Annotated in this window: 21 protein-coding genes; 12 read left to right on the plus strand and 9 right to left on the minus strand. The window is 65.6% G+C overall.

Annotated features, from left to right (window positions below; all coding sequences use genetic code 11):
* Positions 1-240: 240 nt before the first annotated feature.
* Positions 241-1,896: a cutinase family protein gene (locus ACIBW7_RS01270; RefSeq protein ID WP_397042930.1), complete on the plus strand. Its 1,656-nt coding sequence runs from the start codon at positions 241-243 to the stop codon at positions 1,894-1,896.
* 157 nt (positions 1,897-2,053) lie between these two features.
* Positions 2,054-2,983, plus strand: a complete 930-nt coding sequence (locus tag ACIBW7_RS01275) for a DMT family transporter (RefSeq protein WP_397042932.1) — start codon at positions 2,054-2,056, stop codon at positions 2,981-2,983.
* Positions 2,984-2,989: 6 nt separating this feature from the next.
* On the opposite strand, the gene ACIBW7_RS01280 is transcribed toward ACIBW7_RS01275, so the two are convergent.
* On the minus strand, positions 2,990-3,457 hold the full coding sequence (locus ACIBW7_RS01280; protein WP_397042934.1) for a MarR family winged helix-turn-helix transcriptional regulator: 468 nt from the start codon (positions 3,455-3,457) through the stop codon (positions 2,990-2,992).
* 55 nt (positions 3,458-3,512) lie between these two features.
* On the opposite strand from ACIBW7_RS01280, the gene ACIBW7_RS01285 reads away from it, so the two are divergent.
* The 5 genes from ACIBW7_RS01285 (at position 3,513) to ACIBW7_RS01305 (ending at position 8,382) form a co-directional block, all read left to right on the plus strand.
* On the plus strand, positions 3,513-4,109 hold the full coding sequence (locus ACIBW7_RS01285) for a hypothetical protein (protein WP_397042935.1): 597 nt from the start codon (positions 3,513-3,515) through the stop codon (positions 4,107-4,109).
* A complete protein-coding gene (locus ACIBW7_RS01290) occupies positions 4,106-4,753 on the plus strand; it encodes a class I SAM-dependent DNA methyltransferase (protein ID WP_397042937.1) in 648 nt (215 codons plus the stop codon). The genes ACIBW7_RS01285 and ACIBW7_RS01290 overlap by 4 nt, the downstream gene beginning before the upstream one ends.
* Before the next feature lie 145 nt (positions 4,754-4,898).
* Positions 4,899-6,254, plus strand: a complete 1,356-nt coding sequence (locus ACIBW7_RS01295; protein ID WP_397042939.1) for a wax ester/triacylglycerol synthase family O-acyltransferase — start codon at positions 4,899-4,901, stop codon at positions 6,252-6,254.
* A 45-nt stretch (positions 6,255-6,299) separates the two neighbouring features.
* Positions 6,300-7,040 carry a class I SAM-dependent methyltransferase gene (locus ACIBW7_RS01300; protein WP_397042940.1) on the plus strand — a complete coding sequence of 247 codons (741 nt, stop codon included), beginning with the start codon at positions 6,300-6,302 and terminating at the stop codon, positions 7,038-7,040.
* 217 nt (positions 7,041-7,257) lie between these two features.
* Positions 7,258-8,382: a nitronate monooxygenase family protein gene (locus ACIBW7_RS01305; protein ID WP_357473605.1), complete on the plus strand. Its 1,125-nt coding sequence runs from the start codon at positions 7,258-7,260 to the stop codon at positions 8,380-8,382.
* 326 nt (positions 8,383-8,708) lie between these two features.
* Here ACIBW7_RS01305 and ACIBW7_RS01310 read toward each other — a convergent pair whose 3' ends face one another.
* From ACIBW7_RS01310 to ACIBW7_RS01320, 3 genes are all read right to left on the minus strand, one after another.
* Positions 8,709-9,659, minus strand: a complete 951-nt coding sequence (locus ACIBW7_RS01310) for an oxidoreductase (protein ID WP_397042942.1) — start codon at positions 9,657-9,659, stop codon at positions 8,709-8,711.
* Positions 9,656-10,057 (minus strand): hypothetical protein, encoded by a 402-nt coding sequence (locus ACIBW7_RS01315; protein ID WP_397042944.1) that lies wholly within the window; start codon positions 10,055-10,057, stop codon positions 9,656-9,658. The genes ACIBW7_RS01310 and ACIBW7_RS01315 overlap by 4 nt, the downstream gene beginning before the upstream one ends.
* A 182-nt stretch (positions 10,058-10,239) precedes the next feature.
* Complete coding sequence (locus ACIBW7_RS01320) at positions 10,240-11,019, minus strand: GntR family transcriptional regulator (protein WP_397042945.1); 780 nt, start codon at positions 11,017-11,019, stop codon at positions 10,240-10,242.
* Between the two features lie 229 nt (positions 11,020-11,248).
* On the opposite strand from ACIBW7_RS01320, the gene ACIBW7_RS01325 reads away from it, so the two are divergent.
* Positions 11,249-12,613 carry an ABC1 kinase family protein gene (locus ACIBW7_RS01325; protein ID WP_397042946.1) on the plus strand — a complete coding sequence of 455 codons (1,365 nt, stop codon included), beginning with the start codon at positions 11,249-11,251 and terminating at the stop codon, positions 12,611-12,613.
* A gap of 246 nt (positions 12,614-12,859) precedes the next feature.
* On the opposite strand, the gene ACIBW7_RS01330 is transcribed toward ACIBW7_RS01325, so the two are convergent.
* The gene (locus ACIBW7_RS01330; RefSeq protein WP_397042947.1) at positions 12,860-13,546 is read right to left on the minus strand and encodes a GDSL-type esterase/lipase family protein; all 687 of its coding nucleotides are present in this window, start codon (positions 13,544-13,546) and stop codon (positions 12,860-12,862) included.
* Positions 13,547-13,562: 16 nt separating this feature from the next.
* On the opposite strand from ACIBW7_RS01330, the gene ACIBW7_RS01335 reads away from it, so the two are divergent.
* Positions 13,563-14,351, plus strand: coding sequence for a 2OG-Fe(II) oxygenase family protein (locus ACIBW7_RS01335; RefSeq protein WP_397042949.1), 789 nt, complete (start codon positions 13,563-13,565; stop codon positions 14,349-14,351).
* The gene (locus ACIBW7_RS01340) at positions 14,335-15,093 is read left to right on the plus strand and encodes an SDR family NAD(P)-dependent oxidoreductase (protein WP_397042951.1); all 759 of its coding nucleotides are present in this window, start codon (positions 14,335-14,337) and stop codon (positions 15,091-15,093) included. The genes ACIBW7_RS01335 and ACIBW7_RS01340 overlap by 17 nt, the downstream gene beginning before the upstream one ends.
* A gap of 1 nt (position 15,094) precedes the next feature.
* Here ACIBW7_RS01340 and ACIBW7_RS01345 read toward each other — a convergent pair whose 3' ends face one another.
* On the minus strand, positions 15,095-15,931 hold the full coding sequence (locus ACIBW7_RS01345; RefSeq protein WP_397042953.1) for an SDR family NAD(P)-dependent oxidoreductase: 837 nt from the start codon (positions 15,929-15,931) through the stop codon (positions 15,095-15,097).
* A 205-nt stretch (positions 15,932-16,136) separates the two neighbouring features.
* On the opposite strand from ACIBW7_RS01345, the gene ACIBW7_RS01350 reads away from it, so the two are divergent.
* Entirely contained in the window at positions 16,137-18,509 is a 2,373-nt protein-coding gene (locus ACIBW7_RS01350) for a flippase-like domain-containing protein (protein ID WP_397042955.1), read from the plus strand.
* A 1-nt stretch (position 18,510) separates the two neighbouring features.
* Here ACIBW7_RS01350 and ACIBW7_RS01355 read toward each other — a convergent pair whose 3' ends face one another.
* A complete protein-coding gene (locus ACIBW7_RS01355; protein ID WP_397042957.1) occupies positions 18,511-19,218 on the minus strand; it encodes a methyltransferase domain-containing protein in 708 nt (235 codons plus the stop codon).
* 120 nt (positions 19,219-19,338) lie between these two features.
* Between ACIBW7_RS01355 and ACIBW7_RS01360 the strand changes: the two genes are divergently transcribed.
* The gene (locus ACIBW7_RS01360) at positions 19,339-19,947 is read left to right on the plus strand and encodes a TetR/AcrR family transcriptional regulator (protein ID WP_397042959.1); all 609 of its coding nucleotides are present in this window, start codon (positions 19,339-19,341) and stop codon (positions 19,945-19,947) included.
* 30 nt (positions 19,948-19,977) lie between these two features.
* Here ACIBW7_RS01360 and ACIBW7_RS01365 read toward each other — a convergent pair whose 3' ends face one another.
* Complete coding sequence (locus tag ACIBW7_RS01365; RefSeq protein ID WP_397042961.1) at positions 19,978-20,586, minus strand: cysteine hydrolase; 609 nt, start codon at positions 20,584-20,586, stop codon at positions 19,978-19,980.
* A 51-nt stretch (positions 20,587-20,637) separates the two neighbouring features.
* Positions 20,638-22,209: a fatty-acid--CoA ligase FadD5 gene (fadD5, locus tag ACIBW7_RS01370; RefSeq protein ID WP_397042962.1), complete on the minus strand. Its 1,572-nt coding sequence runs from the start codon at positions 22,207-22,209 to the stop codon at positions 20,638-20,640.
* Positions 22,210-22,349 lie beyond the last annotated feature (140 nt).

The following is a 22,349-nucleotide window of genomic DNA, read 5'->3' on the forward strand; positions in this document are numbered from 1 at the left end:
CAGTTTCCCGATGAGTGAGCGGATCGGCGCTGACACCGCGGAACCACCACATCGACCATGCCGTTAACTGACGTAACTATAGCAAGCGTGCCGTTAAATAGTGATATATAACTCCGCTCGAGCGTAACCATTTCTCCGCCCGCGTAACGATTCGGCCCTCGAGCCCGACGTTCTTCGTGACACACGGCCTGTCGGGGGGCCTGTCCGTCCACTTGTCGGTTTTGGATTGGGGAACGGGACATGGCTCTTCGGGAGTTCTTCGCGCGCCATCGAATGGCTTCGGCCATCGTCGCGCCCGCGTCACTGGGAGTGGTGGCGATTGTCGCCGCGTCCATGGCGCTCACATCGACGCACGAAACCGTCGATACGCGCCTGCGGGCGTCCGTCACGGAGTGTCACGACATGGTGACCATTTCGGTCGCCGGACGTCGGGATACGCCGGACGCCGCGACCACGAAGATGCTGGTCGATGCCAATGGCAACGCGTTGCCCGCGGCGCTGTCCGGTGATCACAGCAGCGAATGGGTCGATCCGGTAGTCAACGCACCGGCCGACGACGTCGATCCCGGCTCGTATGCCGCCGTCTACATCGCCTATCCGGCGAATATGGACACCTACGAGGACGCCGTCAACGCGGGTGTCGCGAATACCGAACAGGTGATGCGGGAAATCTCGCAGGCCTGCCCGGACACCAAGTTCTCGATCGTCGGCTACAGCGAGGGCGCCGATGTGGTGCGCCGCGTCGCCATGACGATCGGGCATCAGACCGCCGATGGGGATGGTGGCTACGGCATCGTCGATCCGGCCGATGTCGTCGGTGTCGTCATCCTCGCCGACGCCGGGCGTTCGGCGGGCGACGGTCCGTTCCCGGGTTCGAAGGATCCGTACAGCAACCCCGACGGCTTCGACCAGAAGTATCAGAACGGTACGAAAGCCACGTCGGGCCAGGGCGCCCTGCCCGGCACCAGTGGTGACTTCGGTGCGCTGAACGGCAAGATCGCGTCGTTCTGCTCCGATGGCGACCTCACGTGCTCGGCGCCGCAGAACATTTCACTGCTGCAGTTGGTGGTGAATGTGGGTCGGCAGTTGAATGTCGATGCACTGGAACGCGACGGGCTCACCCCCGCGACCGGACAGGACGTCGCCGTTGTCCTCGGCCGAATCGCGTTGGCGGCATTCGCGGATATCCAGTCGCAGCCGAACTGGATGCAGAGCGATGAGACGTTTCTGCAAGTGCTGCTGAGGGTTTCGGATCCGGAATACAAGCCGGGACAGACGTCGCAGACTCCGGCCAAGGCGGAAGCGATCTCGACCGGTCAGATGTCGCCGCTGGCCTATCTGCCGCAGAAGGTGTTCAACGAAATCATCGGTCTCATCGTGACGAACCAGAACACCATCCCGGTGCTCATGAGCGACCCGTACCAGCAGACACTCGGCCCCAATGCGACCGGTCACCACTTCGACTATTGGCGCGACGCCGACCCGGCCAACGGTAAGCCGCTGACATCCGCCGAGTACGCGGCCGCCTGGCTCACCCATCTGGCGAAGCAGGCCCAGGCGGGTCAGCCGGTCGACACGACCGCCAAGCCGGAGTCGGCCGATCTCGCCGCCGCCTACCAGGCAGCGACCTCGACGACCAAGACGCCCGAGCCGAGAAAGACCACGACCACGTCACCGACGACCACCACAGCCGCCCCCGCGAAGACGGAAGTCAGCAGCCAGCCGACGACGACCACCACCACCACACCGCCGCCGCCGACCACACCGGCAGTGACGACTCCACCGGCTTCGACAACCACGACCACTCAGCCCCCGAAGCCGACCACCACCGAATCCACCACCACGACAACGCAATCCGCGGCGCCGACCACCACCAGCGGGTCGACTCACCCCTGACCAGGGCCAGGAGCGCAGGTCCGCACGGCCGGTGCCGACGCGGGCCTGCGCCGAGATCTGATCGCCGAATTCATCGCGCTGCCAACCATCCCGTGATGGGATGTATTCGTATAGGCTCCGATTCGATCGGAAGCGAGCAGGGCGAGATGGTGAAGCGATGACGCAGCGCGGGTGGGTGCTGTTCTTGGCGATGGGCGTCATCTGGGGCGTGCCCTACGCGATGATCCGAATCGCGGTCGAGGATTTCGACCCGATCGTGGTGGCATTCGGCCGGACCTTCCTGGGCGCGCTGATCCTGCTGCCGATCGCGCTCTACACCAAGACGCTCGCCCCGGTGCTCGAGCGCTGGCGCCCGCTGCTGCTGTACACGCTGGTCGAGATCACCGGACCGTGGTTTCTGATCGGGTACGCGGAGACCACGTTGAACAGCTCGACCGTCGGCCTACTGATCGCCGCGGTTCCGCTGGTCGGAGTGGTGATCCTGGCCAAACCCATCCAGGGTCTCGGCGCAAAAGTGTGGCCCAAGTACTCCTTCGCACACGATAGCTTCGACGCACGCCGCATTACCGGCCTGATCACCGGATTCGCCGGTGTGGCGGCACTGGTCGGCTTCGATATCGATCTGACCCAGCCCGCCGCCATCGGCGCCATCGGGCTGACCACCATCGGTTACGCCCTGGGCCCGATCATCATCAACCGCGCACTCGCCGATCTGCCGCCGCTCGGTGTTGTCACCGGATCACTGATTCTGGCCGCGGTGATCTACACACCGTTCGCCGCACTCCGCCGGCCGACACATTTCACCGCCGATGCGTCGTGGTCGGTGCTCGGGCTGGCCGCAATCTGCACGGCCGCGGCGTTCCTGGTGTTCTTCGCGCTGATCAGCGAGGTCGGCCCGGCCCGCGCCACGGTCATCACCTACATCAACCCCGCGGTGGCCATCCTGCTCGGCGTGACCCTGTTGGACGAACCGCTGACCATCGGCATGGGCATCGGCTTCCCACTGGTCATTCTCGGCTCGATCCTGGGCACCGCCCGCGCCCGCACCGCCGAGGAACCGGCCGCGACTCCGGTCAGCCAGTCCTGAGCACCCTCACGCGCTGAAGGTCAGACCGGCGCCGCCGATGATTTTCAGCAGCACCGCGCGCAGCCGCTGCACCTCGGTCGCACCGACGATCGTGTCGAGGTGCGCGTCGAATTGTTCGATCACGTCCAACCCCGCCTCGACCACGGACCAGCCGAGCGGCGTGAGGCGAACCAGCCGCGCCCGCCGATCGGTCGGGTCGGGCGTCACCTCGACATAGCCGCGCGCATCCAGATGCCGCACGAGTTCACCCATCGCCTGTTTGGTCATGCCTGCGCGACCGGCGAGATCGATCAATCGCGTGCCTTCGGGATCGATGACCTGGAACACGGGTGCATGCGCGGCCCGCAGATCGGTGAACCCGGCCGCCGCCAAGCCCGCATCCAACTCGGCCGCGAGCGTTCGCGCGGCGGCCCCGAGCAGATTCCCGAGCGGCGGCGGCCGATCGGCCAATGGATTAGTAAGGCTCTTGACCATTCGGGAGCTCCTTCGTACCTTTAGTCAGGAACCTTACTACTTTTGGATGGTGCACATGACTGTCGTCGGACTCGCAGCGCTGGCCCTCGTGATCGAACTCGGCTGGCTGGCCTTCGCGGGCGGATCGGTCGGGGCGATCACCGCGGTGGTGCTCGCGAGCATTGCGGTGCTCACAGTGACCACCGGCCGGTTCGTGGTCGTCAATACGACGGTGCGAATCCTGTTGGGCGCGTTATTCGCCGGTTCGGTCGCGGACCGGTTCGGGCTACTCGGCGCGCCGGGCGCGGACGGTGTCTCCTGGGGCAGCTATTCGGCCTTCACCGACTACACTCGCACGCTCACACCGCAGGCCCTGGATTGGTCGGTGCCCGCGCTCGCCGCGATCGCGACCGCATCGGAAACCCTCCTGGCCATCGGCTTGATCCTCGGTATCGCCGCGAAACTCAGCGCACGCGCCGCGGCCGTGGTGTTGATCGCCTTCGCGGCGGCAATGTGGACCTCGGTGGGTTTCGACGAAATGTGTTCGTACGGCGTCCTTGTCGTGGCGGGCGGCGCTGCGCTTCTCGGCACCTGCGATACGGCCCTGCACCTCGACAAACTGTTGCGCCGCATACCTGTCGCGGGGCTTCGCAGTGGAATGATGTCGGAGTGACAGCGAACAGTCGAACCGATCCCGCGGACGTGGCGAACACCCGCGCCGCCTATGACGATATCGCCATCCGCTACGCCGAATTCGCCAAGGATCACCTGGCAACACAGCCGTTCGACCGCGCCATGCTCGGCATATTCGCGGAACTGGTGCACGACGGTCGAGTGGCCGACCTCGGGTGCGGTGAAGGCCGAATGACCGCACACCTGTCCGGGCTCGGCCTCGATATCTTCGGGATCGACTTGTCACCGCGGCTGCTCGAATTGGCGCGGGCTCAGTATCCGACACTCGACTTCGAGGAGGGCTCGCTCGAGCACCTCGATATCGGCGACGCCACTCTCGCGGGAATTCTCGTGTGGTACTCGTTCATCCATCTGCCGCCCGAACGAATGCCCGCTGTGTTGGCAGAGTTTCATCGGGTACTCGAGTCAGGAGGGCACGCACTGCTCGCGTTCTTCCACGCACCCGATGTCCAGGATATGGAACCGTTCGACCACAAAGTGATAACCGCCTACCGATGGTCGCCGGATCGGCTCGCCACGCTGGCCGAACAGGCCGGTTTCACGCCGATCGCCCGGTTGGTCCGGGAACCGGATCCCGGCGAGCGAGGCCGCCAGGCGTACCTGCTCCTGGTCAAGGATCGCTGATTCGGCGAACGCGGATCAGCACCTTTCAGTAAGGTTGGGGACAGCGCACAGGGGACATGGCTGTGCGGGCCCTTATCGACATCGTGGTCGTTTTCCTTTTCACCAAAGACCTAAGCACCACACCGTCGTCAGGGGGCGACAGACCATGGAGCTCATTTCTCCGATCGATGCCGTATTTCTGCTCGCCGAATCCCGCGAGCATCCGATGCACGTAGGTTCGCTACAACTATTCGAGGCACCGGAGGACGCCGGGCCCGATTTCGCGCGGCTGACCCACGAGAAGTTGTTGGCGGACAACGAATTCCACCCCACCTTCCGCAAGCGCCCGGCAACCTGGCTCGGCGCACCGCAGTTGGCGTGGACACAGGCCGAGGACGTCGAACTCGGCTATCACCTGCGTCGATCGGCACTGCCGAGTCCCGGCAGCTTCGATCAACTGCTCGAACTCGCCTCCGACCTGCACAGCGCCCTACTCGACCGGCACCGCCCGCTATGGGAGATCCATGTGGTGGAGGGGCTCAACGACGGCCGCTTCGCGCTGTACTCGAAGATGCATCACGCGCTGATCGATGGCGTCACCGCACAGCGAGTGCTGCAGCGAACGCTCACCAACGATCCCACGGCGAGCGAAACACGCGTGCCGTGGAATCTGCCTCGGTCCAAGCGCAAGAGCGAGCCGTCGGGCTCAGTGCTGGGCGGGCTCGCGCGAAATCTCTTGTCGGCAGCCAATTCCGGGCCCGCCGCGCTGCGGGTCGCGCGCGCCGCATTGGTGCAGCAACAGTTGACCATGCCCTTCGAGGCGCCGCGCTCGATGTTCAATGTGCCGATCGGCGGCGCCCGCCGGTGCGCGGTCCGGTCCTGGCCGCTGGAGCGGGTCAAGCAGGTCAAGAAGGCTACCGGCACGACCGTGAACGATGTGGTGCTTGCGATGTCGGCGGGTGCGTTGCGCGCGTACCTGATCGAACAGAATGCGTTGCCTGATAAGCCGTTGATCGCCATGGTTCCGGTCTCGCTGCGGTCCGATGAGGAGGATGCCGAGGAAAGTGGCGTCAAGGTCGGCGCGATCCTGTGCAATCTCGGCACCGATATCGCCGATCCGATCGAACGGCTGCGCGTGGTGAGCGAATCGATGCGCCGCAGCAAAGAGGTGTACAACTCGCTCTCGCCCATCCAGACCATGGCGCTATCCGGGTTGATGCTCAGCCCGCTGGCCTTGACCCTGCTGCCCGGCATGCTGTCGTTCACGAACCCGCCGTTCAATATCGTCATCTCGAATGTCCCGGGCCCGAAGGAACCGCAGTACTGGAACGGCGCGCGCCTGGACGCCTCCTACCCGATGTCGATTCCGTTCGACGGGCAGGCCGTCAACATCACCCTCACCACCAATGTCGACAGTCTGGACTTCGGGCTCGTGGGCTGCCGTCGCAGCGTGCCGCGACTGCACAGCCTGCTCGACCACCTGGAGAATTCGCTGGCCGAACTGGAGCAGTCAGCCTCCTGAACCGTCGAATCACCTGCCACGCTGGTCTATGGGAGGCAGGCGACGATGACTCTTTACGACCACACCGGGCAGACGTACGCGCGGACCAGGCAACCGGATCCGCGCATCGGGGCGGTCATCGATGCCGCCGTGCGCGGCATGGACTCGATCGCCGATATCGGCGCGGGCAGCGGATCCTACGAACCGACCGGCACCGTGATCGCGGTCGAGCCGAGCGAGGTGATGATCGCGCAACGTCCGCCCGCCGCCGCACCTGCGGTAGCGGCGGTCGCCGAGCAGCTGCCGATCCGCACCGATGCCGTCGATGCCGCCCTGGCCATCCTGACCGTGCACCACTGGTCCGACCTCGACCGCGGCATCGCCGAATTGAAACGGATCGCCCGCCGCCGCATCGTCATCCTCACCTGGGACCACACCGTCTACCGCGAATTCTGGCTGGTCCGCGAATATCTGCCCGCCGCGGCCGATACCGATGCGCGCTTGGCCGTCCCACTACCGCGCCTCATCGCCCTACTCGGCGACGTATCGATCACTCCGATCCCGGTCCCGCACGATTGTGTCGACGGCTTCGGCGGCGCGTACTGGCGGCGACCCGAGGCGTATCTGGACGAAACCGTGCGCGCGGGAATGTCGATGCTGGCGATGACACCGGCGGCACTACTCCGGGACGGACTGAACCGACTCCGCAACGATCTCGCCACCGACGCATGGTCCACCCGGCATGCCGAGCTGCTCGAAAAATCCCACCTCGACCTGGGCTACCGCCTCGTCACCGCCGAACTCTGATCCGGTCGACCGGAACGGCTACCCCGAGAAAACTAGAACGTGTTACATTCGATGTCAGGCGTCCGCGCCTGTCGACGAAGCTACCGCCGCGTCATGGCGATATCTGCGGCAGTCGGCCGAATCGGCAGCGCGGGCCGGTGACCAAATATGCAACCCGTTCCAGCACTCGTCAGCCGTTGTGATCCGGCTGCTGAGCAAGTAGGGAGACCAGCACGCCATGCGTACCGAAATCTGCGACCGGCTGGGGATCGAATTCCCCATCTTCGCCTTCACCCATTGCCGCGATGTGGCGGCCGCGGTCAGCAATGCCGGCGGACTCGGCGTGCTCGGTGCGGTGGGTTTCACCGCCGAGGAATTGGAGGTCGAGCTGGCCTGGCTCGACGACCATGTGCACGGTGTGTACGGCGTCGACCTCGTCATCCCGTCGAAGTACGAGGGCAAGGGGATCGATGACCTGACCCCCGAACAGCTGGAAGCCAAACTGGCGGAACTGGTTCCGCAGGGGCACCGGGACTTCGCGGAGAAGCTCCTCAACGAGCACAATGTCCCGCATCTGCCCGACGGTGAGCACCACAACCAACTTCTCGGCTGGACCGCGACCACTGTCGCACCGCAGATCGAGGTGATCCTGCGCCATCCCAAGGCCAAGCTGGTCGCCAATGCCCTCGGCACCCCGCCGCCGGATGTGGTCGAGCAGATCCAGGGCTCCGGACGGCTCATCGGCGCGCTGTGCGGTTCGGTGAAGCATGCGCTCAACCACAAGCGCGCGGGCCTGGATTTCGTTGTCTGCCAAGGCACCGAGGGCGGCGGGCACTGCGGTGAGATCTCCTCGATGGTGCTGTGGCCGCAGGTGGTCGATGCCATCGGCGATATGCCGCTGCTGGCCGCCGGCGGTATCGGCAACGGTCGGCAGGTCGCCGCGGCCATGGCGATGGGCGCGGCGGGTGCGTGGACCGGCTCGCTGTGGCTGACCGTCGAGGAGGCGAATGTGCCGCCCGCACAGATGCAGACCTACATCGAAGCCACCAGCCAGGACACCGTGCGCTCGCGGTCCTGGACCGGTAAGCCGTGCCGCATGCTGAAGAACGACTGGACCGAGGCCTGGGAGGCGCCGGAGAATCCGGATCCGCTGCCCATGCCGCTGCAGATGATGGTGGCCCTGGACGGCGTCAAGCGCGGGCACCGCTATCCCGAAGCCGCCAAGGATGTGAACTTCAATCCGGTCGGTCAGGTCGTCGGCATGATGAACAAGGTGGAGCGCTCCGCCGATGTGATCGCCCGGCTGATCAACGAGTACGTGGAGGCGTGCGACCGCCTGAACAAGCTCAATAGCGCGCTGTAGCAAGCTCGCCGACGCCGCCCCGGCCGACCGGTTGGGGCGGCGTCTTCGTCCTCCCGTGGCTGGGTAGCCGTTCGTCGGCGCACGCGGTATACAGATGATTCGCATTGCTACAGTGCGAGCGCTCGCGTCAGTTTTGGGAGGTCGGCATGTATCCCTGCACCAACCCTCGGTGCGGAAGTCGCGGACATATCGAGCAGGAGTGTCCGAATCTGATGCATGCCGATCTGCCGCAACGGCGAAATCTGGTGGTGCTGGCCGTACTTGCCGTCGCGATCGTCAGCTCCCTCGTGCTCGCCGCTTTCGCCGCTGCGCCGCATTGATATCGACTAGGTCACCGAGAAGTCGTAACGCACACCGGTCAACCGCTCGCTGAGCTCCCACAGTTTGCGCGCGGTCGCGCGACGGTAGGCGAGTGGATTGCGCAGTGTCCGCCGTGGATATCCAGCGAACTCGAAACCCGGTCCCACATAAGAGTTTCCGCGCACCTCCGGCACCGTGGCGGCATACAGCTGCGGCAACGCACCCATGCGGTCGGACTGGGCCAGCGCGAACAGGATCGCCTGCGGAATCGCCGCCAAGACGCCACTCACGCCCTTCTCACCGTTGCGGTCGTAGAGATGGGTCGCCGACACTCCGGGATGCGCGGCCACCGCGCGCAGGTCGGACCCCGCCGCGCGGGACCGGCGCTCGAGTTCGGCGGTGAACAGCAGATTGGCCAACTTGGACTGACTGTAGGCGGGCCAGCGCAGATAGAGCCGCTGCCAATTCGGGTCGAGCCAGTTGATCACGCCGACCCACGCGGCCACCGACGATACGGTCACCACCCGCGGCCGTTCGGCGCGCAGGAGTGAAGGCAGTACGGCACCGGTGAATGCGAAGTGCCCGAGGTGATTCGTACCGAATTGAGCATCGAACCCGTCGGCCGTGCGCGAGCGCGGCACCGCCATCACGCCCGCATTATTGATCAGCAGATCGATCCGCCCGACGGTGTCGTTGATCTGTGCGGCCGCGTGCCCGACCGAGGCCAGATCGGCCAGATCCAGCTGCAGCACTTCGGGTTTCGGCCCGGTGGCCACCACGGTGACCGCATCCAGTGCCGTCGCGGCCTTCCGCGGATTGCGACAGGCCAGCAGCACGTGCGCGCCTTTGCTCGCCAATGCCTCGGCGGTGCGCAGGCCGAGGCCGCTATTGGCGCCGGTCACCACGACGGTCTTGCCGGATTGATCCGCGATATCCGCAATCGTCCAGCGGCGCGGCAGGATTGGTACCGATTTCACAGAGAACTCCTGGTTGAGCTAGGCCGCTTCGTCATCGCGCGCGAAGCCGGGCAGCCATCCGTCGACCAACTCGACGAACGGCCCTGCGCATCGAGCTGCGCGCAGATCCGACGATGCCACCGAACACCCGGCCGCGCATGGCCAGCTCCGGGAGCCCGGTCGGCGCCTTCGGCGACGCTCAGCGACTGCCCGAGCTTCATGGCGCCGCACCCGAGTTCGCCGAGTAGCGCGAACACCTTGTCGGCCGCCCGGTCGATCAGCGCGTCGTCGAGTTCACCGCGCGGCACGCCGGTCATGATGGCCCGCCCGGTCGCGGTGCCCCGGCGCGCCATGATGCCCGTCGGCATACCCGCGAGCTTCGCCGAGCGCGCCGATCCCTCACGGCTGCGGCCGGCCATGGTGACCTCCGCGGAGCCGCGCTCGTCATTGAGCGCATGCGACCTACCTTAAATCGTCTCAGACAGGCGGTCATTCGCCGCGATCTTGTCCGACCGCGGCAACGTCACACCGCTCGGGCGATGTTGAGCGGCACGGAGACAGCAATGGCCCAGACAGTGAATTCGGAAGAATCGAGGAGCGATCAGGCGGTCGCCGCGTGCTCCGCATCCTCATGGCCCTCGGCCCCGACATCGAGCAATTCCTCGAACCGGGCGATCACCTTGTCGTGATACAGCCCGAACAGATCCTCGAACAGCGCGAGCTGCGCATCGGATGGGCCGGAACCGGAATCCCACACCGCGACCAGCGCACGCCATACCAGAACATGCAGATCCGCCGCGCCCGCGAAGAATGCCTCGACGGCCTCGGGTACCTCGAGCACCATCTCGCCGATGGAATTCATGATCGCGCGCTGCATGCTCAGCCCGAGTGCGGTGAGCAGTCGGCGGACCAGGCCGATCTCGATGGCGAGGATCTGCTGGAAATCGGGAACATCCTGTCGGGCAAGCGATTCCAGTTCGTCGATCTCGGCCTTGAGTTCGGCCGGATCGATCTCCTGTTCGCTGCTGGTGTAGGCGAGCAGCGCCTCCATGACGATGCCGCGCTCCACCTCGACGATGTCGTGGAACATCTCGATGGCCACATCCGGCATCGGAACCGAGAACCGGAACAGGTGCCGATACACATCGATGCCGCCCGCCTCACGGACATCGCGGATCGTGAACCCCTTGCCGCGTCGCGCCTCGACGAATCCGTACGACTCCAGCCGACCGAGGGTCAACTGCGCGGTCGCGCGGTTCATATCGAACTCCTCCGCGACCTGACGGACCGACGGCATCAAATCCCCCGGCTGATATTCCCCTGCGGCAACCCGGCGTGCCAGCTCATCGGCAACGTCGGCGACTACCGTTTGGGATCCCATCGAGATGCCACCTTTCGACTCGGTTCCGAATACGTCCCAGACAGTCTATGCTCTCCTGTGCGAGACTGCACCTGTGTAACACTGGTCAGCGTGCGGTGTGAGGTGAGTCATGACAATTCCGCGTGGCGACGGTCGATCGGCCGAAAGTTCGACCACTAGACGTGCACGCCTTTTCGCGATGAGGTCGAACGGTAAACCTCCAGTTCGCACGGCGGTTCGCAATGCGAAATTGGCCGCGCTGCCGGTCGCTTTCGCGGGCCGTCAGGCCGCGGGCGTTGGTAAGCGCGCGCTGGGCCGACCGGCCGGTGAGGTCAATCGCGAAATCCAGATGCGCACCGCCCAGCACATCTTCGAGGTACTCGGCGAGTTGAAGGGCTGTGCGGCCAAACTCGGTCAGCTGCTTGCCATTTACGAGCTCGCACTTCCGTCGGATCTCGCCGAGCCGTACAAGATCGCGCTGAGTCGGCTACAGGATTCCGCGCCCGCGATGCTCCCGCGCTCGGTGCACGCGGCGATGGCCGCCAGTATGGGGGAGAACTGGCGTTCGCATTTCCGGGAATTCGACGATCGGCGCGCGGCCGCGGCCTCGCTCGGCCAGGTGCATCGCGCGGTGTGGCGCGACGGTACGCCCGTCGCGGTGAAGGTGATGTACCCCGGCGGTAAGCAGGCGGTCGCGAACGAGCTGGATCAGCTGCGCCGGATCTCCATGCTGGCAACGGTTTTCGTGCCCGGCGCGGACGTCAAAGGCGTGACCGAGGCGATCTGCGCCTGTGTGCTCGACGAACTCGACTATGCGGCCGAGGCCGAATCTCAGCGGATCTTCGCGGCGGCCTATGCCGAGGATCCGGATTTCTACATTCCGCGGGTGATCGAACAGCGCGGCGATGTGCTCGTCACCGAATGGCTGGAAGGTACGCCGCTGCCGCGCGTCATCGCCGCCGGTACGCGCGCCGAACGGGATCGGGTCGGCATGCAGCTGGTTCGGTTCATGGCCTCCAGTTGGATCCGCAGCGGTCTGCTCTACGGCGATCCGCATCCCGGCAATTTCCGGGTGCTGCCGGATGGGCGACTCGGCGTCGTCGACTTCGGGGCCTGCACACCGTGGCCGACCGAGGGTTTCGAGGAATTCGCCTTCGACTACTGCGATGCGCTGTTCAACGGCGGGCCCGCGGAATTGGAGGCGGCGGCACGTCGGCACGGCTTCTGCGAACCGGGCCGGGTACTCGATGCCGAGGATCTGTTCCATGTGGTCGCGCCGTGCGTCGAACCCTTCCGGCATGCGAATTACCGGTTCACCATGCGCTGGCTGCGCAAACAGGTACTGCGAGTGACGAATCCGCGGCTGTCGAATGCCCTGCGTCAGGGCACCATGCCCGCGCGCTTCACGCCGTTCGCGCGATCGATGCTGACGCTGATCGGTGCGATCGGCCAGTTGGAGACCGAGGGTTCGTTCCGCGATGAGGTCGGGCGCTGGCATCCGACGCTGCACGAGTTGGTTACTCGGCCCGTCGAGGAGGGCGCGGTGCCGGTCGATCTGGCGGCGGCTCGGCGCAAGCGCGCCGAATCGGATGCACGCCGGATGTCTGTCGGCTGAGGACAACCGCGCTGACCTGCTCGGACGCCGCGGGCGGAATACCCGAGACATCACGTCTCAGACAGTTTCGCCACAGTCCGCGGACCGGGGCATTCCGGCGTCGATGAACCTCCGGCGTTCCCTGGGCTCGCGGCCCACCTGTTCACCTCCGACGATTCCGGCTTCTCGGCGATGGGTGGATGCCTATCAACGCGGGGCCTCGATCGGCCGATCACCGCCCGGCTGTCGGGCACTTCCCCGGATTGCTCAACGCGCCAACCACTCTCGCCAATACGGGTGGATGAGCATGGCCAATTCGTCGTAACCTGCCGCCCCGGGATGTGCGCCGTCACCCGCGCGCACCTCGCGCATCCATACCGCGCTGTCGCGCAGCGGTTGATGGACGCGCACGTATGGGACCGCTGCGGCAGCACAGATCTCGGCAAAGTGCTCGTCGAGCGCGGCGGTCCTGGCATTCTGCTCGGTGTCATCGATGGGCGGCGGCGCAACGACCAGGACCGGAAGCTCGGCGGCCTGTGTCAGCAATTCGGACAGATTGGCCGCCGATTGCTCGGGTGCGACTCGGGTCCGTCCTCCGATGAGCGTGGTGTCGTTGATGCCGAACGAGACAACCAAGCGAGCATCGGAGCCGTCCGGAAATCGGGGCGCGCATTCGGTCTGCCACCGGCCGAGGATCTCGGTCGAGGTCTGCATCCGCACACCCAGGTTGTATGTGGTGAGCGGCTGGCCGTTCGCATACGTCTGGGCGGCCAGGCGGCCGACCCAGCCGAGGCACTGCGGGTCGCCGACACCCGCGACGAAAGAATCACCGATGAAGCACACACGTAGGTCGTTCCACACCTGGTGATCTTCGCAATTACTCACCGTGGACCAGGTCCCGGCCACCGCCGGGGCACGGATTCCGGTCGTGCCCGTTAGGATCGCTGTGGTCATTCGGGAGGGATTGAAGTTGACAGGGGTAGCCGAATCCGCGGTGACCGCGGCGCCGCCGTGGTTCACAGATTTATTCGCGCACAGGCGCTGGATTCGCCGAGTCGAACCGTTTCCGCATATCTATGCCAGGGACGTGTTCGTGCCCGAGTTCTACCGGCGGCTGGCCGATGAGTTGGCGCGGGTGCGCCGGGAGCGGCCGGAGGCGTTCGGGGCGGTGGCGGCGGATTACGGTGCGGTCGGTGCCTCGCTGGCGGGGCTGCGGGACGGTCCGTTGGCGCTGTTCCTCTCGCGGGAATGGCATGACCTGATCGCACGGGTGGCGGGGGTGGCGACGACCGGTGATGTCGAAGGGGCGGTGCACCATCATCCGCCGGGTAGTCCGTCGGGATCACCGCACAATGATCTGAATCCGGCGTGGTTCAAGGGATCGGCGCCCGAGCCGGGCGAGGTCGGTACCGTGGATCCGGAGGTGGATCCGAAGACCGGCCCGCGGACGCCGGAGGTCTTCGCGCGGGAGACGGTGCGCGCCGTCGCGGTGCTGTTCTATTTCGGCAATCCGGACTGGCAGCCGGGCGATGGCGGCGAGACCGCGCTGTATGCGCATATCGGCACGAATCCGGTTCCCGCACTGACGATTCCGCCACTGGACAATTCGCTGCTGCTGTTCGAGTGCACACCGCGCTCCTGGCACACGTTCGTCGGCAATAACGCCGCAGCGCGCAATAGCGTGGTGATGTGGCTGCACCGGCCGAAAGAAGATGCAGTGCGGCGCTGGGGAGGAGACAGCATTGCGCAGTGGCACTGAACGCCGGGTATGTCTGCTCACCGGAGCCGGAGGCGTCCTCGGTGACACCTTCTGCCGGGGTCTGTACACCGACTACGACATCATCGCGGTCTGCCGCGATCGCACCCCGGCCGCACCGTCCCAGCTCGAATGGTTCGTCGATCCCTTCGAACCGGAAATGCCGGTGCCGGAGAACGATTCGCGGATCTTCGTGATCAAGGCCGACCTGGCCGAAGCGGGTGAAGTCGAGCGTGTCGTCGATATCGCACTTGCCCGCTTCGGGCAGATCGATCTGCTGGTCAACAATGCCGCGCACAGCCGATTCCAGCCGCGCGGCATCGTCGACGGCGATGCCGCGCTCGACGAATTCGATCCGCATTTCGCGGTCAATGTCGGTGTGCCGCTGCGTTTGTCGGCTCGCTTGGCGCAGCGGAGCTGGGTGCACGCCGGGGACGAGAACCGGGCCCGCAATCGCAATATCGTGAATGTCTCCAGCATTGCCGGCTCGCGGGTGTACCCCGGCGGGCAGGCGCTCTACGCGGCGTCCAAGGCGGCGCTCAACCACCTGACCCGCCATATCGCGGCCGAATTCGAGGAGTTCGGCATGCGGGCTAATGCCATCGCGCCCAATGATTTTCCCGCGACCGTGTCCACCGAACAGGTGGTGCGGGCCATTGTCGAGCTCGATCGAGGCCGGATGAGCGGTGAAATCTTCACAGTCGGAGCGCAGGCCCAGGGCGTCACGTACCAGGACGCCCACTGACCTATGCCGTTCCGGTGATCTCTCCGGACATCGTCCAGAGCCGTTGCGCGAGTTCGGCATCCACGGCCTGCCTGTTCCGCGGCTCCTCCACCTTGAACCGGTGGAAGTACTTGCCGTTGATCTCGTCCGGCGTTGTCGCCAAGTGCACCAACGGATCCGCGCCTTTGTCTGCCCTGATGAAGAAGGGCCGCGACAGCGGCGATCGGATGAACGCGCCGAGCCCGAGCGGAGCATTGTCGTAGACGTGGGTGGCGACCGCGCCCGGATGGAATGCGGCGGTGACCAGCCCGGTGCCCTCGGTGCGGCGGGCCAGTTCCCTGGTGAAGATGATGTTCGCGAGCTTGGAAGTGCCGTAGACGCCCAACTGGTTGAACGAGCCGGTCGAAGCGTTGACGGTGTCGAGGTCCAGCTTCGCCATCCGGTAGGTCATGCTCGCGGTATTGACCACCCTGGCCTGCGACTGCACCAGCCGGTCCAGCAGCAGGGCGGTCAGCAGGAACGGCGACAGGTGATTGACCTGAAAGGTCAGCTCATTGCCGTCATCGGTGACGGTGCGTTTCGCCCATGCGCCGCCTGCGTTATTGGCGAGCACATCGATGCGCGGATAGCGATCGAGGAGCTGATCGGCGAGTTTGCGCACCTCGTCGAAGCGGGCGAAATCGGCGATGAACGGCTCCGCGCCGACCCGCGTCGCCACCTCGGCGGTGCGCTCCGGCGAGCGCCCGACCACCGCGACGCTCGCGCCGCGCGCCACCAGCTTCGCCGCAGCCTCGGCGCCGATGCCGGAGCTGGCGCCGGTCACCACCACCGTCTTCCCGGATAGATCCTGTGCTGCCATGTCCTGCCTTCCGTCGGCTGATTCGTCCTGATCCTCATCGGCTGGGACGGATTCGGCAAGACCGACTACTGACCGGTAGGTCGGCGGGGCGAACTCGCCAGGACGCCCAGGCCCAGCCATCCGGGGAACTACTGGCCCGCAACGGTAAGTTAGGCACACCCAACACCGGCAGAGGCCCGGGGGAGGCGGACGAGCGGAGCCAGAGATGCGAGTTGACGGGCGGGATATCCCGGTCACGGGGAGCCTGCTGCAACCGCTGATCCGGCGGACCAGTGACATCATCCGCGTCGTACTCGCGGCACTGTGGGTCGGCGTGGTCGTCGCCGCCTCGCTGATCACCAGGCCGGAGTGGCTGGCGCTGGAACGCTCGGTCTCGAATATCGTCGGCTTCCTCAACCCGGACCAGTCCAATCTGGTGTACCTGGTCTACGGCATGGCGATTCTGGCGCTGCCGTTCGCGATCCTCATCGAATTGATCATCGGCAGGCAGTGGAAGCTACTCGCGGGCTACGCGGCCGCGGGATTGGTCGCGGGCTTGCTGCTATCGATCACCGGCACGGGATTGTCCGCGCCGCAATGGCATCTGCAGGTACCGGATCGGCTCGATACCTTCCTGTCGCAGTTCCTGGACGATCCGCGCTGGATCGCCATGCTCGCGGCGGTGCTGACCGTATCCAGTCCGTGGCTGCCGACCCGGCCGCGGCGCTGGCTGTGGTTCCTGTTGCTGGCCTTCGCACCGATCCACCTGGTGGTCAGCACGGTCGTGCCCGCGCGGGCCATGTTCGGACTCGCGGTCGGCTGGTTGGTCGGCGCGGTGATCGTGCTGGTGGTCGGCACCCCGGCGCTGGAGGTGCCGCTGGATGCGGCGGTGCGGGTGCTGGCCAGGCGCGGACATACCGTCACCGCGTTCACCGTGGTGCATCCCGCCGGTCGCGGTCCGCTGGTGCTCGCGGCGGCCATCGATGGTCCCGAGCGCGAGTTGACCGTCGAGCTGTTCGGCAAGAATCAGCGCAGCTTCGGTGCGCTGCGTCAGCTGTGGCGCTGGCTCACCTTCCGCAGCAGTGAAACCGCGGCGCTGCACGGCTCCATGCACCGCGCCGTCGAGCACCGTGCGCTGGTGGCCATCGCCGTCGGCGAAATGGGCCTGGCCGCCTTGCAGCAGGTCGCCGTCGCGGCGCTGGAACGTGGCTGGATGCTGTACGCGCACACCATGCCTCGGGGTAAGCCGCTCGACGAAACCTCCGATGACGACCTCGCCGGGGTATGGAAATCGCTCGCCGCACTGCACTGCGGCCAGATCTCGCACGGCGATCTGCGGCCCGCCGAGATCCGAATCGAGAACGGCGAAACGCTGTTCAGCGGATTCGTCAATGCGGAATTCGGCGCGTCCGATAAGCAGCGACAGTCCGATGTCGCGCAGTTGCTGGTCTCGACCACCGCGGTCTTCGGCAAGGAAGCCGCGGTGCGCACCGCCATCGAAACGCTCGGCGAGCAGACGGTACTGACCGCGGCGAGCCGGCTCACCAAGTCCGCCATGCCCGCCGGCATCAAGAAGTCGATCCCGGACTGGGGCGAGGTGGTCGCCGCGGCGCGCGACGAGGTGCGCAAGCAGACCGGACAGGACAAGATCGAGGCCGAGCAGATCACCCGGTTCAGCCGCAATCAGATCATCCAGTTGGTGCTGCTGATCGGGCTGGTCTATGTCGCCTATCCGTTCATCAGCGCGGTGCCGACCTTCTTCTCGCAGCTGCGGACCGCCAACTGGTGGTGGGCGCTGCTCGGGCTGGCCGTCTCGGCGCTGACGTATATCGGTGCGGCGGCAGCACTCTGGGCTTGCGCCACGCGCCTGGTCAGCTTCCGAAATCTGGTGATCATGCAGATCGCCAATACGTTTGCCGCCACGACCACCCCCGCACGAGTCGGCGGATTGGCCTTGAGCGTGCGCTTCCTGCAGAAGGGCGGACTCGGCGCGGTGCGCGCCACCGCCGCCGTCGCGTTGCAGCAGGCGGTGCAGGTGATCACCCACATCAGCCTGTTGATCCTGTTCAGCGTCGCGGCGGGCACCTCGGCGAATCTGTCGCATTTCGTACCCGACGCCACCGTGCTCTATCTGGCCGCGGGTGTGGGTGTCGGCATTATCGGCACCTTCATGTTCGTGCCGAAACTGCGGCGCTGGCTGAACAATTCGGTGCGTCCGCAGTTGCAGGAGGTGCTCGGCGAACTCGGCGATCTGGCCCGGGATCCGAAGCGCTTCCTGGTGATCGTGCTCGGCTGTGGTGCGATCACGATCGGTCAGGCACTCGCGCTGTGGGCCAGCGTCGAGGCGTTCGGCGGTGGCGCGTCGTTCATCACCGTCACCATCGTCACCATGATCGGCGGCACGCTGGCCTCGGCCGCGCCGACACCCGGTGGCGTCGGCGCCGTCGAGGCCGCGCTGATCGGTGGTCTCGCCGCCTTCGGCCTGCCCGCGACCATCGCGGTGCCGTCGGTACTGCTCTACCGCGTGCTCACCTGCTGGCTGCCGGTGTTCTGCGGTTGGTTCACGATGCGCTGGATGACATCGAAGGACATGATCTGACTCAGGCGTCCTTGGTCGCCACCAGTATGCCGGTCGTCGGTGGGATCGCGGTGAAGTCCATCGCTCCGAATCCCGCTGCCCGCAACGCTTCTCGATAGCGGCGAATATCGATGGCCGCCAGTGGGTCCGCGTGGTGTCCCGGCGCGTGCGGGTCATCGGTGCGGCGCGCGGCGAACCGGGACATGATGCGAACCGCCGCGGGCAGAACTTTTCCGGTCGGGTGGGTATCGGCGAGCAGCAGTCGGCCGCCGGGGCGTAGCACCCGGAACATCTGTTTCAGCGCCGCTGTGCGGTGTGCCTCCGGAATGTGATGCATGACGAAGGTCGACGTGACCACATCGATCGAACCGTCGGGCAGGTTCAGCGACTGGGCGGCGCCAACTTCGAAACGGCAGTTGGCGGAGCCGGCACGGCCGGTCGCGTAGTCGATCATCTCCCGGGACGGGTCGATACCGATCACTCGCCCGGCCGGTCCGACTCGATCGGCGAGCGCCCGGACGAGTTGGCCCGGGCCGCAACCGATATCGACGACATGATCCCCGGTAGCCGCACCGCTCAGCTCGACGATTCGCGTGTTCAGGCTGCCGACCCGGCCGAGCAAGAAGGCCGATTTCACGGCGAGGTAGCCGCGCGGTTTGGTGATAAGAATGCCGATCTCGGAGTTCCGGTCAGCATGTGCGTTAGTGGACTGTTGTGTGTTTCCGGTCATGAGTTCATAATCGGACCAGATGACCGGATAGACCAGAAGCAAAAGTGCGGATATCGTGCCATTGCGAACGGATTCGCACTATCTGTACGGAAACGCGGTATTCGCGTTCGGAGGATGCCGATGACCAGCACCGATCGCCGGGTGCGGCGCACCAAGAGCCTGCTGCACCGTGCATTGATCGAGCTGATGATCGAATGTGGCTATGACCGGATCACGTTGCAGGACATTCTGAATCGCGCCGATGTCGGACGCTCCACCTTCTACGCGCACTTCCGAGACAAAGACGATCTGCTACTGGTCAGCAGTACGGAGTACCTGCGCGCAGCGGTCGCCGATGTCGAATCGGCCGCGAATGATCCTGACGCACCGGAACATTCGGAACCACTCGCACCGCTGTACACGCTGTTCCGGCTGGCATCGGCGAATCCGGAGGTCTACCGGGCGCTGCTGGGTCGCAGGGCGACCGGAGTGCTGTTGCGCTCGACCCGGCGCATGGTGGAAGAGATTCTCACCGAACAACTTTCGGGTCGCCTGGATATGGACGACGAAGAATTCGCGGTGACGATGACGTTTCTGTCCTGGGGCGTCGTCGGCCTGCTCGGCTCGATCGCGGATGCGGAGCCGCCGCTGCCCGCAGCCGAAACCTACCGTCGGCTCGAAGTTCTGGTCGGGCCCGGCCTGACGAACCGGGTGTCGCACACCGAACGGGTCAGCCGCGCAGGCCGTTGATCCACGCAGGTCGGCCTGCGGGCACAACCTTCACACCGATGCGCCGATCAGCTCCAGCGCCTGCTCGGCGGTGCGGCAGCCTGCCGTGGTCAGTTCGAGATTCGCCAGCGAGGCAGTGTGGGCTTGCGGGTCGGCCGCGGTGACGCAGTCCGCCACCGGATGCACGGCGAAGCCGAGATCCGTTCCGTTCCTGGCGGTTTGCTCGACCGCCAGATTGGTCGCGACACCGGTGATGAACAAGGTATCGACGCCCTGTTCGTCGAACCATTCGGACAAGGCACCACCCGCTAGCGCGGAGAGCTTCTGATTGTCGAACACCACAGTCGGCTGTTCGACCATCTCGGGAATCAACCGGGAACCGGAGGCTTCGGGCCGGAATTCGGTCTGCGCCGCGGCCACCGAGCGCATGAATCCGGTATTGCGGACCAACCCGCCCTCACCGACCGGAATAACGAACCGCACGAAGACAACCGGTAATCCGGTCCGTGCCACCGCGTCGTGGAAGCGCACGGCCCGCGGCACCACCCCGCTCGCCGCGACCGGACCGGCCAGCATCGGCCCGAAGAACCCCTCGGGCCGAATGACATTCACCTGCCAGTGCACCGCTAGTACGGCGGCGCGGATGCGTGGGATCGCCATGCGGTGATCGTGACGCATCGGCGCCGCCGATGTCTTCGATTCGGCGAAAGCTCAGGACGAATAGTCCTTGCGCAATTGCACTTTCACGACCTTGCCGCTGGCATTGCGTGGCAGCTCGGCCACGATCACCAGATCCTTGGGGTGCTTGTAGCGCGCCAGGTTCTCGTTGAGGAACGGCGCCAGCTCGTCGAGGGTGAGCTCGGCATCCGGATCGGCAAGGGCGACAACGGCAACCGGCACCTCGCCCCACTTCTCGTGCGCCCGCCCGACCACCGCGGCCTCGCGGATCTTCGGATGTGCGAAGAGCACATTCTCCACCTCGGCGCAGTAGATGTTCTCGCCGCCGGAGATGATCATGTCCTTCTTGCGGTCGACCACCCAGAGGAAGCCCTCCTCGTCCGCGCGGACCAGGTCACCGGAGTGGAACCAGCCACCGGCGAAGGCGTCGGCGGTCGCCTCCGGCTTGTTCCAGTAGCCCTGCATGAGATTCGGTCCGCGATAGACGATTTCGCCGATCTCACCGGGCGCGACATCGTTCATCTCATCGTCTACGACGCGGGCCTGGATGGTCGGGATGGGCTTGCCGACGGAACCGAGCTTGCGGATCGCGTCCTTACCCTCGAGCACACAGGTTATGGGGGACATCTCGGTCTGGCCGAAGACCGCGACATTGACCGCGTCCGGGAAGCAGTCGGCCATGGCCCGCAGCACGGTATCGGAAGCCGGGGCCGCACCCCAGCTGAGCACCTTCAGCGCGAGCTTGCGCTGCTTGACCGTCGGCTCCTCGCAGATCAGCTGCCACTGCGCGGGCACGCAGAAGGCGGTGGTGGCCTGCTCGCGCTCGACGGCATCGAGGAATTCGGTGGGATCGAAGGCACCGAGCGGATGCAGCACGATCTTGCCGCCGAGCATGAAATACGGTGCGAGACTGCCGAGTCCGGCGATATGGAACAGCGGTGAGGTGCAGAAGCCGACCGAATCGGGACCGATATCCGTGGCCCGAATACTGGTCACCGCTTGGGCATTCATATTCGCGTGGGAAAGCACCGCGCCCTTCGGGCTGCCGGTGGTGCCCGAGGTGTACATGATCAGCGAGGGGGTGTCCTCGGGAATGTCCAGCGGCGTATGCGGTTCGCCGCCCTCGGCCAGCACATCGTCATAGCCGAGTACCGATTCGGTGGTCTGGCCGCCGATCACGACGCAGGTCGCCAACTCGGGCGCCTGGCCCTGTACGGCGGTGGCCAACGGCTGCAACATGGCATCGGTGACGATCGCCTTGGCGCCGGAGTCGCTGACGATATACGCGACCTCGGGCGGGGTGAGCCGGAAGTTCACCGGGACCGCGATGGCGCCGAGTGCGTTGATGCCGAAGACGGCCTCGAGGTATTCGGGATAGTTCAGCGCGAGGATAAGCACCCGGTCACCGAAGCCGATGCCGCGGCGGGCGAGCGCGTCGGCGAACTTCAGCGAACGCTCGTGCAACTGCCGCCAGGTGGTGTCCACACCACGGAACCGCACGGCGACCGCGTCCGGGCGCATCTGCGCATGCGATGCGATCTGGTTGTTCCAGTGGTTGCGCCGCGACCTGATCGGCTCGTCGAGCGCCTGTGCACCGGTGGTCATGCCACTCCTCTCGAACCGCCAACCGTGCGCCGGTGTATCCGACGGCGTCGACGGGCTGAACTGAGAGCAGAATAACAACTAACTTAATCCGGCGGCAAGCGACCGCGATGGGAATCGCTGTTAATCATCTCGACATGAAG

Source organism: Nocardia sp. NPDC049526, from assembly GCF_044465765.1.
Classification (GTDB): Bacteria; Actinomycetota; Actinomycetes; order Mycobacteriales; family Mycobacteriaceae; genus Nocardia.

Coding starts and splice junctions, on each gene's coding strand:
- ACIBW7_RS01270 (WP_397042930.1), top strand. CDS start 241: ATGGCTCTTCGGGAGTTCTTCGCGCGCCATCGAATGGCTTCGGCCATC.
- ACIBW7_RS01275 (WP_397042932.1), top strand. CDS start 2,054: ATGACGCAGCGCGGGTGGGTGCTGTTCTTGGCGATGGGCGTCATCTGG.
- ACIBW7_RS01280 (WP_397042934.1), bottom strand. CDS start 3,457: ATGGTCAAGAGCCTTACTAATCCATTGGCCGATCGGCCGCCGCCGCTC.
- ACIBW7_RS01285 (WP_397042935.1), top strand. CDS start 3,513: ATGACTGTCGTCGGACTCGCAGCGCTGGCCCTCGTGATCGAACTCGGC.
- ACIBW7_RS01295 (WP_397042939.1), top strand. CDS start 4,899: ATGGAGCTCATTTCTCCGATCGATGCCGTATTTCTGCTCGCCGAATCC.
- ACIBW7_RS01300 (WP_397042940.1), top strand. CDS start 6,300: ATGACTCTTTACGACCACACCGGGCAGACGTACGCGCGGACCAGGCAA.
- ACIBW7_RS01305 (WP_357473605.1), top strand. CDS start 7,258: ATGCGTACCGAAATCTGCGACCGGCTGGGGATCGAATTCCCCATCTTC.
- ACIBW7_RS01315 (WP_397042944.1), bottom strand. CDS start 10,057: ATGGCCGGCCGCAGCCGTGAGGGATCGGCGCGCTCGGCGAAGCTCGCG.
- ACIBW7_RS01320 (WP_397042945.1), bottom strand. CDS start 11,019: ATGGGATCCCAAACGGTAGTCGCCGACGTTGCCGATGAGCTGGCACGC.
- ACIBW7_RS01330 (WP_397042947.1), bottom strand. CDS start 13,546: ATGACCACAGCGATCCTAACGGGCACGACCGGAATCCGTGCCCCGGCG.
- ACIBW7_RS01345 (WP_397042953.1), bottom strand. CDS start 15,931: ATGGCAGCACAGGATCTATCCGGGAAGACGGTGGTGGTGACCGGCGCC.
- ACIBW7_RS01350 (WP_397042955.1), top strand. CDS start 16,137: ATGCGAGTTGACGGGCGGGATATCCCGGTCACGGGGAGCCTGCTGCAA.
- ACIBW7_RS01355 (WP_397042957.1), bottom strand. CDS start 19,218: ATGACCGGAAACACACAACAGTCCACTAACGCACATGCTGACCGGAAC.
- ACIBW7_RS01360 (WP_397042959.1), top strand. CDS start 19,339: ATGACCAGCACCGATCGCCGGGTGCGGCGCACCAAGAGCCTGCTGCAC.
- ACIBW7_RS01365 (WP_397042961.1), bottom strand. CDS start 20,586: ATGGCGATCCCACGCATCCGCGCCGCCGTACTAGCGGTGCACTGGCAG.
- fadD5 (WP_397042962.1), bottom strand. CDS start 22,209: ATGACCACCGGTGCACAGGCGCTCGACGAGCCGATCAGGTCGCGGCGC.